The 14690-nt window shown below is 38.4% G+C and carries 13 protein-coding genes and 1 pseudogene; 10 read left to right on the forward strand and 4 right to left on the reverse strand.

What is annotated here, in order from left to right; all coding sequences use genetic code 11:
* Window positions 1-196 precede the first annotated feature (196 nt).
* Window positions 197-367, forward strand: a complete 171-nt coding sequence (locus ACH0AK_RS02455; RefSeq protein WP_228760894.1) for a DUF2087 domain-containing protein — start codon at window positions 197-199, stop codon at window positions 365-367.
* Between the two features lie 71 nt (window positions 368-438).
* Here the strand turns inward: ACH0AK_RS02455 and ACH0AK_RS02460 are convergent, their stop codons facing one another.
* Entirely contained in the window at window positions 439-945 is a 507-nt protein-coding gene (locus tag ACH0AK_RS02460) for a MurR/RpiR family transcriptional regulator (RefSeq protein WP_023519074.1), read from the reverse strand.
* A 48-nt stretch (window positions 946-993) separates the two neighbouring features.
* Window positions 994-1206: pseudogene (locus ACH0AK_RS02465) on the reverse strand (MurR/RpiR family transcriptional regulator); the annotation flags it as partial.
* Window positions 1207-1863: 657 nt separating this feature from the next.
* Between ACH0AK_RS02465 and ACH0AK_RS02470 the strand changes: the two are divergent.
* From ACH0AK_RS02470 to ACH0AK_RS02495, 6 genes are all read left to right on the forward strand, one after another.
* On the forward strand, window positions 1864-3453 hold the full coding sequence (locus tag ACH0AK_RS02470) for an alpha-glucoside-specific PTS transporter subunit IIBC (protein WP_023519076.1): 1590 nt from the start codon (window positions 1864-1866) through the stop codon (window positions 3451-3453).
* Between the two features lie 13 nt (window positions 3454-3466).
* Window positions 3467-4798: a 6-phospho-alpha-glucosidase gene (locus tag ACH0AK_RS02475; protein ID WP_347081981.1), complete on the forward strand. Its 1332-nt coding sequence runs from the start codon at window positions 3467-3469 to the stop codon at window positions 4796-4798.
* A gap of 68 nt (window positions 4799-4866) precedes the next feature.
* Window positions 4867-6033 (forward strand): MFS transporter, encoded by a 1167-nt coding sequence (locus ACH0AK_RS02480; protein ID WP_347083946.1) that lies wholly within the window; start codon window positions 4867-4869, stop codon window positions 6031-6033.
* Between the two features lie 79 nt (window positions 6034-6112).
* Entirely contained in the window at window positions 6113-6388 is a 276-nt protein-coding gene (locus ACH0AK_RS02485; RefSeq protein ID WP_023519079.1) for an AbrB/MazE/SpoVT family DNA-binding domain-containing protein, read from the forward strand.
* Complete coding sequence (locus tag ACH0AK_RS02490; RefSeq protein ID WP_010736358.1) at window positions 6382-6510, forward strand: hypothetical protein; 129 nt, start codon at window positions 6382-6384, stop codon at window positions 6508-6510. The genes ACH0AK_RS02485 and ACH0AK_RS02490 overlap by 7 nt, the downstream gene beginning before the upstream one ends.
* Window positions 6468-6647: a putative type II toxin-antitoxin system PemK/MazF family toxin gene (locus ACH0AK_RS02495; RefSeq protein ID WP_230469334.1), complete on the forward strand. Its 180-nt coding sequence runs from the start codon at window positions 6468-6470 to the stop codon at window positions 6645-6647. The genes ACH0AK_RS02490 and ACH0AK_RS02495 overlap by 43 nt, the downstream gene beginning before the upstream one ends.
* A gap of 206 nt (window positions 6648-6853) precedes the next feature.
* Here the strand turns inward: ACH0AK_RS02495 and ACH0AK_RS02500 are convergent, their stop codons facing one another.
* Together ACH0AK_RS02500 and rbsR are read right to left on the reverse strand one after the other, a co-directional pair.
* Window positions 6854-8956 (reverse strand): glucosaminidase domain-containing protein, encoded by a 2103-nt coding sequence (locus ACH0AK_RS02500; RefSeq protein ID WP_499796712.1) that lies wholly within the window; start codon window positions 8954-8956, stop codon window positions 6854-6856.
* Between the two features lie 400 nt (window positions 8957-9356).
* Complete coding sequence (gene rbsR / locus ACH0AK_RS02505) at window positions 9357-10385, reverse strand: ribose utilization transcriptional repressor RbsR (RefSeq protein ID WP_023519081.1); 1029 nt, start codon at window positions 10383-10385, stop codon at window positions 9357-9359.
* Between the two features lie 559 nt (window positions 10386-10944).
* Between rbsR and ACH0AK_RS02510 the strand changes: the two genes are divergently transcribed.
* Genes ACH0AK_RS02510 through ACH0AK_RS02520 form a run of 3 tightly spaced genes read left to right on the forward strand, consistent with a single transcriptional unit; the run spans window position 10945 to window position 14686 of the window.
* Entirely contained in the window at window positions 10945-11646 is a 702-nt protein-coding gene (locus ACH0AK_RS02510; RefSeq protein WP_347081975.1) for an ABC transporter ATP-binding protein, read from the forward strand.
* Between the two features lie 11 nt (window positions 11647-11657).
* Window positions 11658-14369, forward strand: coding sequence for an ABC transporter permease (locus ACH0AK_RS02515; protein ID WP_226077162.1), 2712 nt, complete (start codon window positions 11658-11660; stop codon window positions 14367-14369).
* Window positions 14370-14386: 17 nt separating this feature from the next.
* Window positions 14387-14686 (forward strand): antibiotic biosynthesis monooxygenase family protein, encoded by a 300-nt coding sequence (locus ACH0AK_RS02520; protein ID WP_010736353.1) that lies wholly within the window; start codon window positions 14387-14389, stop codon window positions 14684-14686.
* Window positions 14687-14690 lie beyond the last annotated feature (4 nt).

The raw sequence follows: 14690 nt of genomic DNA on the forward strand, positions 1-14690 counted from the left end.
AAGAGCGAGAAGATGGTTTGTAGAAAAAACTCCTTCTCGCTTTTTCTGTTGCCTTCGATAAAATTTGCTTGAAGCATGATCAAATAGAGAAAAGATTACTGGATACGATGGAAGGATATCGGTTATGAGTGAACTGGCTAGATTTTTCAAAGATGGGCAACTGCAATAAATCCCTAGAAAAGAAAAAAATAAACGTTTGATCTTTGATCATCTTTATTCAAAGTTTGAATTTGATAAGGATTACTTAGAGAGGGAAGTCAACGCTATTCTAAAAAGTATTTATCTGGATCATGCGATATTACGGCACTACCTCGGCGATTACCGTTACCTTGATCGAGTAAAGGACGGTTCGATCAAAAGGCAGTGAGAGAGACAGAACCCAATACATAAAAAGCGCATCTCTTTAAAAGCCAAATTGGCACGAAAGAGATGCGTTTTTTAGGAACTTTTATTTGTTTGTTTTTGCCAAGCATCATATTTCAACAAAAAATATTCGATCACGAAAAAAAGTGTTGAAGTTGTTTCAAAAGGTGTAAGGATATCTTCTTGATCTTGTAGTTCTGGATTCAAGAAGAAAATCGTTTCATCACAAAGTTTTGAGACAGTTGAGTTCCTAAGTTTTGTGATACCAATTGTCTGGATATTTCGTTGCTTCAGTTGCTTCGCTAATTTGACGACTTCAGGAGACTCACCATTTAGCGTGATCAACAGAACTAAGTCTTCTGGCTGAATGATTTGGTAAAACTGTTTGTTGATCGAAACGGCACCGAAGTCATAGAGTATCAATCCGTTGTGTACGAAAAGCAATTTCATATAACTTGAAACTAGCGTTTGTATATCACCTGATCCATAGATGAAAATCCGATTCGCATTAGCCATCATTGTACATAGATCAGTGAAATCTTTTTTCTTGAGGTTCTCAATTGTTTGGATATGATTTTCCAAGATTTCCTCCTCAAACTCGGATAGACGCACATTTTCCTGTGTAAGTTCATTTTTTAGATGATATTTGAATTCTGAGAAACCATCAAACCCTAATTTTTGGCAAAACCGCATGATTGTTGTGCGAGAAACGTTGCATTGTTTCGCCAGTTCGTTAATAGACATTGTTAAAGAATTTTTTTTGTGATTTGTGATATAGGACCAGATAAGAAAATCATTTTCAGTCAACCTTGACTGAAACGTCGTAATTCGGTCTTGTAACATCTGTTTTCATCATTGCCAAAAATCTATAAATCGTTAGAACTCATCATTAAAGTTTTCAGAACCATGTTTCTACTACGCTTGTTTGGTCATCTGTGAATATGGATCTGACGAATAGTGGTTATTTTTTTGATGGATCGATTGAATGTTCGATTCTAATTTATAGATATTACAGGTTTTGACAAATCAGTTTCCCCCTTTTTCATTTGATATTTTTGAGAGAGTTCACGCTGTAATCGACGGAAACGTTTCTCAATCTTGTTAGTTTTATTGCTATTTTCATAGACCTTGCAAGGTGATACAACTGCTAAATCTTTGTTACCTAACTCAATAACCAATTCTTTATCAGTCAATTTTTGGTTGGTAGACTGCCTTCACTCACCCTTTGGTTTACTTGGAGGATTTTCCAATTGCGTGTGTCCTTCTTGTTCTCACCTCACTATTAAGATACGCCTTCATGTACCGTTTATTTGATTAACTACTACTGGACCTCTGGTTTTATTCTCGAAGATAGGATGTGACGATTCACAAATTTTGTGACAAAAACCTTTTTCCTGTGAGGAATTTTTAAATCATCTTAAAGTGTTTCAGGAATCCATTTTAATAGTAAACTAAGAATCGGTAAAGCGCTTACTAAAAAATATGAAGGACTAAAAAACTATGATGAAAAAAATTCAAAGATTTGGTGGAGCAATGTTAGCACCTGTCATGCTATTTTCTTTTTTTGGTATCGTTATTGGTTTTTCTTTACTTCTTTCCAATCAAACGATCATGGGAGATATTGCTGCGCCTGATACACTCTGGTATAAGTTCTGGAATGTTGTAGCAGCCGGTGGCTGGACACCATTTTTTCAATTACCGCTTTTATTTGTGGTCGGATTACCAATCAGTTTAGCTAAAAAATATGCAGCTCGAGCAACGATGGAAGCATTAGTGACCTATATTGCTTTCAATTATTTCGTCAATGCAATTTTAACGTTATGGCCAAATACTTTCGCCGTGGATCTATCTCAAGGAACAGCCGTTGGTTCTGGGTTAACATCGATTGCTGGAATCATTACTTTAGATACGGGCATGATCGGAGCATTGTTGATCTCAGGTATTGTGGTTTATTTGCATAATCGCTTTTATGAAAAAGAATTACCAGAGATGTTGACGATTTTTAGTGGTTCTGTTTTCGTTACGATGATCGCTTTTTTTGTTATGATTCCTCTAGCACTTTTGATGTGTGTCGTATGGCCTATCATCCAAGAAGGAATGAGAAGCATGCAAGGATTTTTTATCAATTCAGGAAATTTTGGTGTATTCATCTATCAATTTTTACAGAAAATCCTTATTCCAACTGGCTTACATCATTTTGTGTACGCCCCATTTGCTTATGATAGTGCGGTAGTTGAAGGGGGGATGGCTGCTTATTGGGCATCAAATATCGGCGAATTCCAAACAAGTGCACTTTCGCTTAAAGAACTTTATCCTTTTGGGGGTTTTTCTTTATCGGGTATGTCAAAAGTATTTGGAACAGCCGGCTTAAGCTTAGCCATTATTCAAGCCGCTCATCCAGAGAAAAAGAAGAAAGTTATTGCATTGATCGCCCCAGCTGCATTAACTGCGATTTTGACGGGAATCACTGAACCTATTGAGTTTACGTTCTTATTTGTTGCTCCAGCTTTATGGGGTGTCCATGCGCTATTAGATGCGTCCATTGCTACGGTTTCTTACGCTTTCGGCGTCGTTGGTGATTTTGGTGGTGGATTGATCAATTGGTTAGGATTAAATTGGTTGCCTCTTTGGAATTTTCATGGTTCGACCTACCTCACCCAAATCATGATCGGACTTACATTTACTGCGATCTGGTTCTTAGTATTTACCTTCATGATCAAAAAATTCAATTTAAAAACTCCAGGACGTGAAGAGGATGTATCAGAGATACAACTTTATTCAAAAGCTGATTACGAAAACAAAAAGAAGACACAACAAGATGAACAAGAGAAAAACCTACCTAAACATGCTAGACAAGCACAAGCCTATCTAGTGTTAGTAGGTGGAAAAGAGAATGTACTGGATGTGACGAATTGTGCCACACGGTTACGACTTACCGTGAAAGATACAAGTAAAGTAGCCAGTCCTATTGATTTTCAGGAAGCTGGGGCTTCAGGACTTGTCAATCCTGGAAATGGTGGTATCCAAATCATTGTTGGGTTAACTGTTCCAAGAGTGAGAGAATCATTTGAAGAATTGATCGTAAAATAAGAGGAGGATAATTATGAATAAGAAAAAAAGTTCAATCTTGATCGCCGGTGGAGGGAGCACATATACACCTTCATTAGTGATGATGTTAATAGAAGACCGAGAACGATTTCCAGTCAGAAAAATTAAATTTTATGATAATGATGAACAAAGGCAAGCAGTTATAGCAAAAGCATGCGAGATCATCCTCGCAGAACGAGCGCCAGAAATCGAATTTGATTATTCAACAGATCCTAAAGAGGCTTTTACAGATGTTGATATCGTCATGGCACAACTAAGAGTTGGAAAATATGCCATGAGGGAACAAGATGAAAAAATTCCATTTAAGCATAATGTTGTAGGTCAAGAAACATGCGGACCAGGGGGACTTGCTTATGGATTGCGCTCGATCGGGCCAGTCTTAGAACTAGTCGACTATATGGAAAAGTATTCACCGGATGCTTGGTTATTGAATTATTCTAATCCAGCAGCAGTGGTCGCAGAAGCAACAAGAAGGTTTCGTCCCAATTCAAAAATCATCAATATTTGTGACATGCCCGTTTGTTTAGAAGATATCATGGCTCGAGTGATTGGGCTACGGGATCGAAAAGATTTTGAAACGTCTTATTTTGGCTTGAATCACTTTGGTTGGTGGACAAGTATCAAAGACCATGACGGTAATGACTTGCTGCCGAAAATAAGCACCCATGTAAAAAAATATGGCTATACAGAACAAACACAACAAGGCCAACACAAAGAAACAAGCTGGTTGGAAACCATGTTAGCAGCCAAAGAGTTACATGAAATTGAGCCGACCTTTTTATCCAATACGTATCTAAAATATTATTTGATGGCTGATGAAACGGTTGCTCATGCCGATAAACAGTATACAAGAGCGAATGAAATCATTGATGGACGGGAGAAAATCGTTTTTGAAGAATGCCAGCGGATTATTAATAACCAAACAGCTAAAGACACGCTTTTTGTCTCTAATGAGCATGCCTCATTTATTACAGATCTAGCTTGCGCGTTGACATTCAATACAAAAGAGCGCATGATTCTGATCGTTGAGAATAATGGTGCCATCTCTAATTTCAATCACGATGCGATGGTCGAATTGCCTTGTATCGTAGGGAAAGACGGTTATGAAGTACTATCGATTGGTGAGATCCCTACTTTCCAAAAAGGTTTAATGGAACAGCAAATTGCATCTGAGAAGTTAGCAGTCGATGCTTGGGGACAAAAATCATATCAAAAATTATGGCAAGCCTTCATCATGAACAAAACGATACCTAGTGCAAAAGTAGCGAAGGAGATCCTTGATGAAATGCTTGAAGTCAATGCTCCTTATTGGCCGGAGCTTCACTAGGTATCACTTATAAAAATGAAAGGGGTCGGCTGGAGGAGATTCTTCAGCCGATCATTTTGAAAGTAGATATGGCAGTAAAGAATAAATTTCAACTCGTCTATTTTTTTCAGTATGCGTTGATGGCTACTTTGATGACACAGATCGTGCCGTTTTTGACCGAACAAGGCTATGATGCGGTCCAGAGAGGCTGGTTTTTGGCTTCTTACAGTGTGACCACGATGATCTTCCAAATCTTTATTGGCTATTATTCTGACCGAAGCAAGCAGATAAAAAAAGTTGCCATGGTAGTTTCTGTACTATTCGTATGCTTTGCAATCACTTTTTATATGTTAGGAAAAGATATCTTGCTAATGCATCTGATCGTACTGGCTATTGCAGGAGGGCTATCCAATACAGGAGCAACCGTCCTAGATAATTGGGTGTTATCAGAGTCAGAGATGCGAAACAACCTTGCGTCGATCAAAGCAATAGGTTCTTTAGGTTGGAGTGTGATGAGTGTATGTATTCCGGTATTCATTTTTAATAATAATTATCAGTGGCTGCTCGTTCCTTTTCTCTTTTTTCTAATCAATTATTTGTACATCGCAAAAACAGTGCCTCAAACACCTCACGATACAAAGGAACCTAAAGAACAAAAAAATGAGGGATTTAATCTTTCGGATATGTATCAGCTGTGCAAGAATGGGGAGTTTTTATGTTATACGTTCCTATTTTTTCTTTTATATTTAACGATCGTCGCCAATAATACGATCGTGATTGACAAGTTACTCTTAATGGATAGTGGAAATACGTTCGTGGGATTAAAGTGGGCGATTCAAGCTTTCTGTGAAATCCCGGCGTATCTTTTATTGAATCATTCGGTGACAAAATGGAAAAATGAGCGATTGATTTTTATTTCTGGTTTCTTTTTGGTCCTGCAATTTTTGATTTATGCAACTTCACGAACGCCGTTAGTATTGCTTGCTGCCAGTTTCTTGCAGTTTTTTACTGTTCCAGCTTTTACTATCGGTAGTCGAATGATTATCAGTGAGATTACCCCTATAAATATCTTTTCTTCAGGGCAACTTCTATCTATAAGTGTTTATATGGGGCTTTCTTCCTTCATTTCTCCATTACTTGGCGGTGTCCTGGCGCAACAGTTATCATTGAACCAAGCACTTTATTTTTTTAGTCTGCTGCCAATCTTCGCTTTTATTTGTTATTACTGTTACAGGAAGTATCAAAGAAATAAATGAAAAATCTGAACAGATGTGTACAAAAAAAGTGGGGGATGCCATACTTTTTTTGTATATCAAATAAAGGAGAGGAATACTTATGGATAAAAAAGTGCAAGTCTCAGCTAAAATGACATCTAAAAATCAAATCACTGTCCCTAAGAGTGTGCGTCAAACATTAGGCTTGAAAGAGAATCAGAAAGTTATTTTTGAATTCACGCCTGAAGATGAACTTAAAGGGACTAGTGAAAAAACAATTATGGCTTATGAAGACTTTTGGAACAATGAGTTGGTTGTGATGGAAGAACATGCGAGTGATGATACAGAAATCGTTGATTTTGGAGAGGATGTAGGCGAGGAGAAAATCGAATGGTAAAACAAGGGGATATTATTTTTATAGATTTGGTTCCAACAAAAGAGAACGGACTAGCAAAAAAAAACGACCGTGTGTCATCATTAGCAATGACAACTATAACAAGATTTTCAATGCCGTTTTAGTCATGCCAATCAGTAGTGCAACAAAATATTTACAGGAAAAATATCAACGCTCAGGTGCATTTCAAACAATTTTTGATACAGCGATGTATACAATCAAAGGAACGATATTATGTCAAGATATCCGAAGCATCGATTGATCTTAACGCAGTAATCTTCAAATGGCTGATCAAATTGATCCTCAAAAGAAAGAAAGGTTATCAGAGATTGCCAAATATTTTTTCTAACCAATAATGTAACTTTCCAGCGCCCATTTAGGTGGAGTAAGATACATAAAAAGAACCAGAACTCAGAAGTATTCCATCAACTTCTGAGTTTTGGTTCTTTGATAGAGTGTCCATTTTTGCTATCTCAAGAATTGTTTCATCCGAAAGACACGATCAAGGTTCAAGCGACTAGCAAGTGGCTGATCGGTTTCTCTGACCGTTACAGAAAGTTTCTGTGGGATCTCTCTCACTGAAAAATGATGCCATAGGTCCCAGAAAGAAGCAAATCTTAATTCTGATAGATATAGAAGTGAAGGGTTTCTTTGATTGAATAACGAAATGGTCATTCTAGATGAAGTAGACGAAGAATTTCGCCAACGAGTAGGAACGACAAAGGAATCCATTCGCTCATTTGTTTCAGAATCCTGTTTTTCTTGTTCTTTTGGTTCGTCGTATTGCGTCAAGTCATAGGCTTCAATGATGGCATTCAATTTCCTAGAATATTGTCGATCTGTCGCATAGCGCCCTTCTAAATACTTCGTTGCTTCTCGGTAATCTTTAGTCTCAGATTTCCACGTTGGTTTATAAAAATCAGCATTATGAGATAAGCCGTTTTTGATCAAATCTGCGTAGTCTTTTAAGCTTTCTTTGTAAGAGGGGTATTTACGAAATGCTGCACGGATTTGATAGTTTTGCCCAGCTGCCGTTTGTTCCAATGTGTTGAAGGAAATACTACTCCCTTTATAAGCGCCCTTGATCCCAAAAAGATTATAGTTCGGTGAACGAGAAAGCAAGCTGTTGCCAGAACCACTTTCTAGAATAGCTTGTGCCATCATAACAGAAGCATAAATATTTTCTTCTTGCCCAATTTCTCGAGCATCTTCAGCGATTTTTTCAACAAACTGATCTGTTGTTTGATTTTGTGCGAAATGGAATGAATCGTTGATCCCATCTAAAATCGGTGAACTAGCTAACGAATTTGTCGCTCGTGGTAAACCAGCTATATTGACACGTAAGGCAAAGTCGGGTCTGTAATCCTTGATGGAAGTGATCCGCACATGGTCACCCGGTTGAGGGGCATGGATGTAATTCCCATTACCAATATAAATACCTACATGATGGGTAGTACCCGAAGCAGGTCCCCAAAAAACTAGATCGCCTGGTTGAGCATTCTCGACAGGGATTTGTGTACCCGCATATTGTTGTTCCCCTGTCCAACCTCCAATCGAATGGCCAGTTACTTTTTTATAAATGTAATAAGTCAAACCAGAACAATCGAAAGTCGTAGGACCTTTGGCACCCCAAACATATGGTTTTCCTAGCTGGCGATATGCTTCTTTTACAAGTGCTTGTTGGGTGCTTGTTGTGTTGGCCGGTAAAATTGCTTCGATTGGTGTTTTTACAACAAAATCAGATGATTCTGAAGCTGGGTTTTCAATTCGATCGGGCGTCTGAGGCCGATTAGTGTTTGTTGATCCTGTAGAACCACTTGTATTCCCATTATTATTTGAAGAACTTGGTGGTCGTGAAGGATTTGTCGTATTTCCTGTAGTTGAATTTCCGTTGTTGTTGCCATTATTTCCCGAATTGCCAGTATTGCCATTATTACCACTATCCGGAATATCTGGAGTAACTGGCGTTGGCTCAGAAGAATCCGCCGTTTCTTCTTCTGGAGAGATTGGTTCAGAAGGGGAAGTTGACGACTCAAATTTTGCGGAGATCGTTAAATCAGTCACGCCGACTGTAAAAATTTGTTTGGTATAGTCGATTTCTTGCGCACCTTCGATTTTGACAGAAACTAATTGTTCATTCGTTTCAGGTGTGATCATATATGTAACTTTGGTTCCTTCTTTTAAGTCTTTGACTTTGCCAGACTTAGAAATCTCTAGAAAATCTTCTTCTGTGTACTCTCTTGTTTTGATCTCAGATTTTTCTTTCTCTTCATCAACGATCTTCAATTTGATTTTTTCACGTAAATTCCGAGCAATCGATAGCGTCCGAGTGGCTGTTTCGGTCGATTCTTCCGTTGATTCCTCTGGATTATCGGAAGAATCTGTTGAAGAACTTGATAGCGTGGAATCATTAGTACTTGAATCGGTCGTAGCTGAAGGTGACTCCGCAACGATCGTGCTTTCGGATGTCTGTGTTCGCCTGATTGTAGCAAATGCAGGCTGTGTAGATAACAAAGTTGGAGCAATCAGCCAAGATGCTGCAAGTAGGCGTATTGCTGTTTTTTTCTTCATAACGAAATACTCCTTTTCTTTTTCCACAGTTGCACTAATAAAGTTGCATCTGTTCTGTCAGTTGCTTGATTTCGTGAATATATTCAATCATGATTCACGAATAAAAAACAAATAAACATTGGACAAAAGTATTAAGTAGCTATTCATTTCGTTTGAACATTCATTGTTTGATGTACCCTATTTCATTTGTGGGGGCACAAATTTTGGGGGAAATGAGTACACTTACTATAAGTTTACCAAAGATTTATCAATTCTTCAAAACATTTCGTTAAATAACGAACGTAAAAAAAGCCTTGGTTGCTGGCTTTTTATGGAAGAAATAAAAATATAAAATAACGCATTATTTAAAAAACCAATGATAACAGGTTCAGTCATCATTGATTCGCAACAAATATTCGTGTTATTGAGGGGCGGAGAGATCGATCGATTGAGTTGAGGAACGTTGGATCAACTCTACGGGCAATAAAAGTTCTTCCCATGATTTATCAGGGTGTTGGATGCGTTCTAAGAGTAAACGAGCAGTCGCTTTACCTAACTCTAAAATGGGTTGAGCAATGGTCGTTAATTTAGGCTTCATGTATTCACACATATCAATATTATCATAGCCAATGATGCTATAATCTTCGGGAATGAGTTTATCATGCTCCGCTAATCCGCGATATACACCAAAAGCTAGTTCGTCATTCAATGCGAAAATCGCTGTAGTAGCAGAGGAAAGTAAATCAGGAACGATTTCATAGCCCCCTTTTTTTGAAAAGTGAGTAGGGAACCAATGAATCTGTTTCTCAGAATGATCCACATGTTTACACGCTGCTAAGAAACCATCTATCCGATTTTGGACATTTTGAGGTGTCTGTTGTGGATAGACTAAAGCAACTTCCTGATGACCTAAGCCTAGTAGATGCTCACCGGCTAAGTACCCACCTTGATAATCATCTGTTAAGACCGCATCACTAGAACCTTCTGCTTTTTTCTGATCTAATACGATAAATGGTTTCCCTTGTTTCTTCAAAGAAACTTGAAGGGCTTTCGTTGAGACAGCCGAAGAGGCAATAATAAACCCGTCGACACCACGTTGCGTCAACTCAAGTAAATAATCCGTTTCTTTTTGATGATCAAAATCTGCATTGCATAGAATCGTGACAAAATTTTGTTGGTAAAGATAGTCTTCGATCCCTTGCATCAACGTATTGAAAAAAGGATTGGTGATATCAGGGACAAGAACACCGATGGTTTTTGTTTTCTTTGTGATCATTTGACGTGCAATGTAATCGGGTTGGTAACCTAATTCGTCTCTTGCTTTTACTACTTTTTTGACCGTATCTGGATGGAATTTTGCTTCATTGCCATTCAAGATCAGTGAGACAGTTGCGATGGATACGCCTGAATGTTTCGCAACGTCTTTGATCGTCACTTTTTTCTTTGCCATTGCTATACTCCTATCTCTTTCTTAGTGTCATTTTCCCATGAATACGTAAAGAAGTAAATGATGATTCTGTGATATTCGTCATCTTGCACACCCTAGAACCGAATAAAAGGTATTCCAGAAGTAAAACTTCAATAATAAAATAAGCCAAAAAAATCAAAAAATGAAAAAGCCATTTTAGCTTTTCCACTCTTATTACTCAGTACTAATCGCTTCTCTCACGACCTCTTGTAAACGGTGTTCAAGGCGCAACACTTCGGACATAAGACAAAAAATAAAAAATGAAAGAACCATTTTCTATTTTTCTTTCTTATACCTCTGTGCTGAACGCGCCTTTCACGACCTCTTGTAAACGGTGTTCAAGGAACAGCACTTCGGACATAAGACAAAAAATAAAAAATGAAAGAACCATTTTCTATTTTTCTTTCTTATGCCACTGTGCTGAACGTGCCTTTCACGACCTCTTTTGAAAAGGTTTTTTTCACAACCTTTCATTTCAGTGTTAAAATATAAGAGATTTACCAAATAGATAAATAAACGGGAGAATGAAGGTGGAAGTTTTATGAAATATGTAGAAGTAAAAAATGAATTTAAGCGTTACCAGATGGGCGAAACAACGATTACAGCGAATGACGATATTTCATTTTCCATTGAAAAAGGAGAATTAGTGATTATTCTTGGGCCTAGTGGAGCAGGGAAATCAACGGTATTGAATATTTTAGGTGGGATGGATACACCGGATGAGGGACAGATCATTATTGATGAAACAGATATTGCTCAATTCAATGACAAACAATTAACGGCTTATCGCCGGACAGATGTTGGCTTTGTTTTTCAATTTTATAATCTTGTTCCTAACTTAACTGCAAAAGAAAATGTTGAATTGGCAACAGAAGTTTCGCCAAATGCGTTAGATCCTGTAGAAGTTTTGACACAAGTTGGGCTTGCGCACCGGTTGAATAATTTCCCATCACAATTATCAGGGGGCGAACAACAACGTGTGTCGATTGCACGAGCGCTTGCGAAAAACCCAAAATTATTACTTTGTGATGAACCAACTGGCGCATTGGATTTTGAAACAGGAAAACAAGTATTGAAATTGTTGCAAAATGCTAGTCGTGAACATGGCAATACCGTTTTGATCATTACACATAACTCGGCTTTAGCACCAATTGCTGACCGAATAATCCATATCAACGATGCAAAAGTCCGTGCAGTCGAATTGAATGAACAGCCTTCATCTATCGATGAACTTGTTTGGTAAGGAGGTTTGCCATGAAAAATAGAACTTACCTCAAAGCAGGATTTCGTGAAATACGCCAATCAAAAGGCCGCTTTATCGCGATTATATTGATCATTTTACTCGGCACGCTCTTATATGTAGGCGTCAAGACAGCTGGTCCTGTGATGCAAAAAACGATGGATGAATATGTCAGGGCAGGTAAACTCTCTGATCTACAGATCGTTTCGACAGCAGGATTGACGAAAGAAGATGTTGCAGAAGCAGAAAAACTCTCAGATGTAACCGTTGAAACGGGCAAACAACTATATTACGCGAATGCCAATAAAAATGAAGTTGTCCAAGTATTCTCTTACGCTCCAGATATGAAACAAAATCAGTTGACGGTGATCGATGGTCGCTTGCCACAATCGGATGATGAACTTGTACTAGATGAGAAGGCAAAAAATCAAGGATACAGCATCGGTGACACCTACACGATTGAATCAGATGACTTGAAAGAGACGGCGTACAAGATTACAGGTTTTGTCCGCTCGCCGTTATTCATCAATAATTTAGAACGAGGTTTTGCAAATGTAGGGAACGGGAGTATTGATTACTTTGCCTATGTCCCACAAGATAATTTTAAAACAGATATCCAATCCGTATTATATCTCGACTTTGCAAATGTCGACGATTTAAATACGTACAGTGAAGAATACCAAGAAGAGATGGAAAAAAACATCGAAAAGCTGGAAGGGTTGTTTGAAGAGCGACCGCAGCAACGTTTAGAACAGCTGAAGCAAGAGGGCAAGGATGCTTTAGCCCCTGCAAAACAAGAAATCGCAGCCGGAAAATCACAAGTGGCTGATGCGAAAAGTCAATTAGAAGCAGCGAGAACGCAGATTGATCAACAACGTCAAGTCTTGGAGCAGTTACCTGAACCGCAGCGAACACCGGCATTGAGTGCTTTAGCGGAACAAGAAAGTCAATTATCAGAACAAGAAGCACAATTGACAACAAAAGAAGCGGAGCTAACAGAGGCCGAAGCGTCTATTGCGGAGAATGAAGAAAAAATCAATGAATTAGCCAAGCCAACTTATCTTTTCCAAGAACGATCGGAAAATGTCGGCTTTCAGGAATTTGGCGATCTAGCTGAACGCATCGCAGCCATCGCAAATGTCTTTCCAGTCTTTTTCTTCTTTATTGCAGCATTGATCACTTTTACCACGATGACACGGATGGTAGAAGAAAATAGACGAGAAATCGGTACATTGAAAGCCTTAGGATACAGTAAATTGGAGATTGCCAAAAAATATGCCATTTATGCTTGTCTCGCTTCAGGTATCGGAATCATTTTAGGAACGATATTAGGAACCAATCTTTTGCCACGGATCATTTTTGAGCTTTCAAACGAACGTTATGATATTGGCAGTGCGGTGATTTTCTATGATTGGCCACCAATCATCCAAGCAGCTATTGCGTTCTTCATTGCTGCTTTTGGTGCAGCGATGTTAGTTCTATTCAAAGATCTACGCGAACGACCAGCTGCTTTGTTACAGCCTAAAGCACCGAAACCAGGGAAAAGAATTCTTTTAGAATACATTACTCCTCTTTGGTCACGTTTAAGCTTCAACCAAAAAATCAGTTATCGTAATCTTTTCCGTTATAAATCACGGATGTTCATGGCAATCATCGGAATTGCCGGTTGTGCAGGATTGATGGTCGCAGGAGTTGGGCTAAAGGATTCGCTTAGCTCGGTTTCTGCCAAACAGTTTGGACCAATCATTGATTATCAAGCGATCGTAACGATCAATCAAACTGATGAAACGAGTCAAAAAGAAATTAATGATGCAATGGATGATCAAGCGAAGATCACTGATCGTTTAGCGGTTGATTCGCAAACGATTGAACTACGTAAAAAAGGCCAAGCATCACAAAGTTTGACATTGATGGTACCAGAAAATGAACAAGCATTAGAAACGTTCATCCATCTGAAAACAACGGACGATCAATCGGTAGAACTACCAGATCATGGGCTTGCGATTACACGTAAAGCGGCCGAATTATTCGATTTATCTGTCGGTGATACGGTGGAAATGTATGATGACGATCAACAAAAATTACATGGAACGGTGGCAGTCATTTTGCAAAATTATTTGGGTAATTTTGTCTATATGAGTCCAACGTACTATGAAGAGATTTCTGGACAGCCAATGACAACCAATGCGTATCTACTCAAAACAGAAAAGATGTCGAAAGAAGAAGAGGATACACTCTCAGAAGAATTATTGAAAACGGGGGCGGTTACTAATACCTCTTTTATTTCGACACAGATCAAGAACCAAGAAGAATCTCTTTCAAATTTAGATGCAGTGGTCATCATTTTCGTCGTTCTATCTGGTTTATTGGCGTTTATCGTTTTATACAATTTAACGAATATCAATATCTCTGAACGAGTACGTGAACTTTCTACGATCAAAGTATTAGGCTTTTTTGATAAAGAAGTCACGATGTACATCGTTCGAGAAAATATCATCTTTACTTTATTAGGGATTTTTGGAGGATTTGGGATCGGTTATGTGCTGACCGACTTTATCTTACGCCAAGCTTCAATGGAATCAGTGATTTTCCCGTTAGTTATTACCTGGGTTGCTTATACACTATCCGCTGCTTTGACGATTCTATTCACGGTGATCGTGATGATCGTCACTCATTTCAAATTGAAGCATATTGATATGATCGATGCATTGAAATCAAATGAATAACGAGTGGGGGGACTAAGATGAGTATTACTGTGAATATCCTATATAGCGGTAAAGAAGGCAATGCAAAAGCATTTGCCCAAGAAATGACAGAGCGAGGAATCGTCGAACGCATTCGTGCGCAAGAAGGAAATGAACGTTATGAGTATTTTATTCCTTTAGAAGATGCTGAATCGATCTTATTGGTGGATCGCTGGACAAATCAAGAAGCAATCGATCGTCACCACAAATCAGAGATGATGGTGGAGATTGCTGAATTACGAAAAAAATATCAGTTGAAGATGAAGGTCCAACGTTTCATCGATGAACCAACAGAATAGATCA

The organism is Enterococcus pernyi, from assembly GCF_045371165.1.
Classification (GTDB): Bacteria; Bacillota; Bacilli; order Lactobacillales; family Enterococcaceae; genus Enterococcus_B; species Enterococcus_B pernyi.

Bases quoted from the DNA above. Each gene is read 5' to 3' on its own strand.
- ACH0AK_RS02470 (WP_023519076.1), top strand. From the start codon at position 1,864: ATGATGAAAAAAATTCAAAGATTTGGTGGAGCAATGTTAGCACCTGTC.
- ACH0AK_RS02475 (WP_347081981.1), top strand. From the start codon at position 3,467: ATGAATAAGAAAAAAAGTTCAATCTTGATCGCCGGTGGAGGGAGCACA.
- ACH0AK_RS02480 (WP_347083946.1), top strand. From the start codon at position 4,867: ATGGCAGTAAAGAATAAATTTCAACTCGTCTATTTTTTTCAGTATGCG.
- ACH0AK_RS02485 (WP_023519079.1), top strand. From the start codon at position 6,113: ATGGATAAAAAAGTGCAAGTCTCAGCTAAAATGACATCTAAAAATCAA.
- ACH0AK_RS02490 (WP_010736358.1), top strand. From the start codon at position 6,382: ATGGTAAAACAAGGGGATATTATTTTTATAGATTTGGTTCCAACAAAA.
- ACH0AK_RS02500 (WP_499796712.1), bottom strand. From the start codon at position 8,956: ATGAAGAAAAAAACAGCAATACGCCTACTTGCAGCATCTTGGCTGATT.
- rbsR (WP_023519081.1), bottom strand. From the start codon at position 10,385: ATGGCAAAGAAAAAAGTGACGATCAAAGACGTTGCGAAACATTCAGGC.
- ACH0AK_RS02510 (WP_347081975.1), top strand. From the start codon at position 10,945: ATGAAATATGTAGAAGTAAAAAATGAATTTAAGCGTTACCAGATGGGC.
- ACH0AK_RS02515 (WP_226077162.1), top strand. From the start codon at position 11,658: ATGAAAAATAGAACTTACCTCAAAGCAGGATTTCGTGAAATACGCCAA.
- ACH0AK_RS02520 (WP_010736353.1), top strand. From the start codon at position 14,387: ATGAGTATTACTGTGAATATCCTATATAGCGGTAAAGAAGGCAATGCA.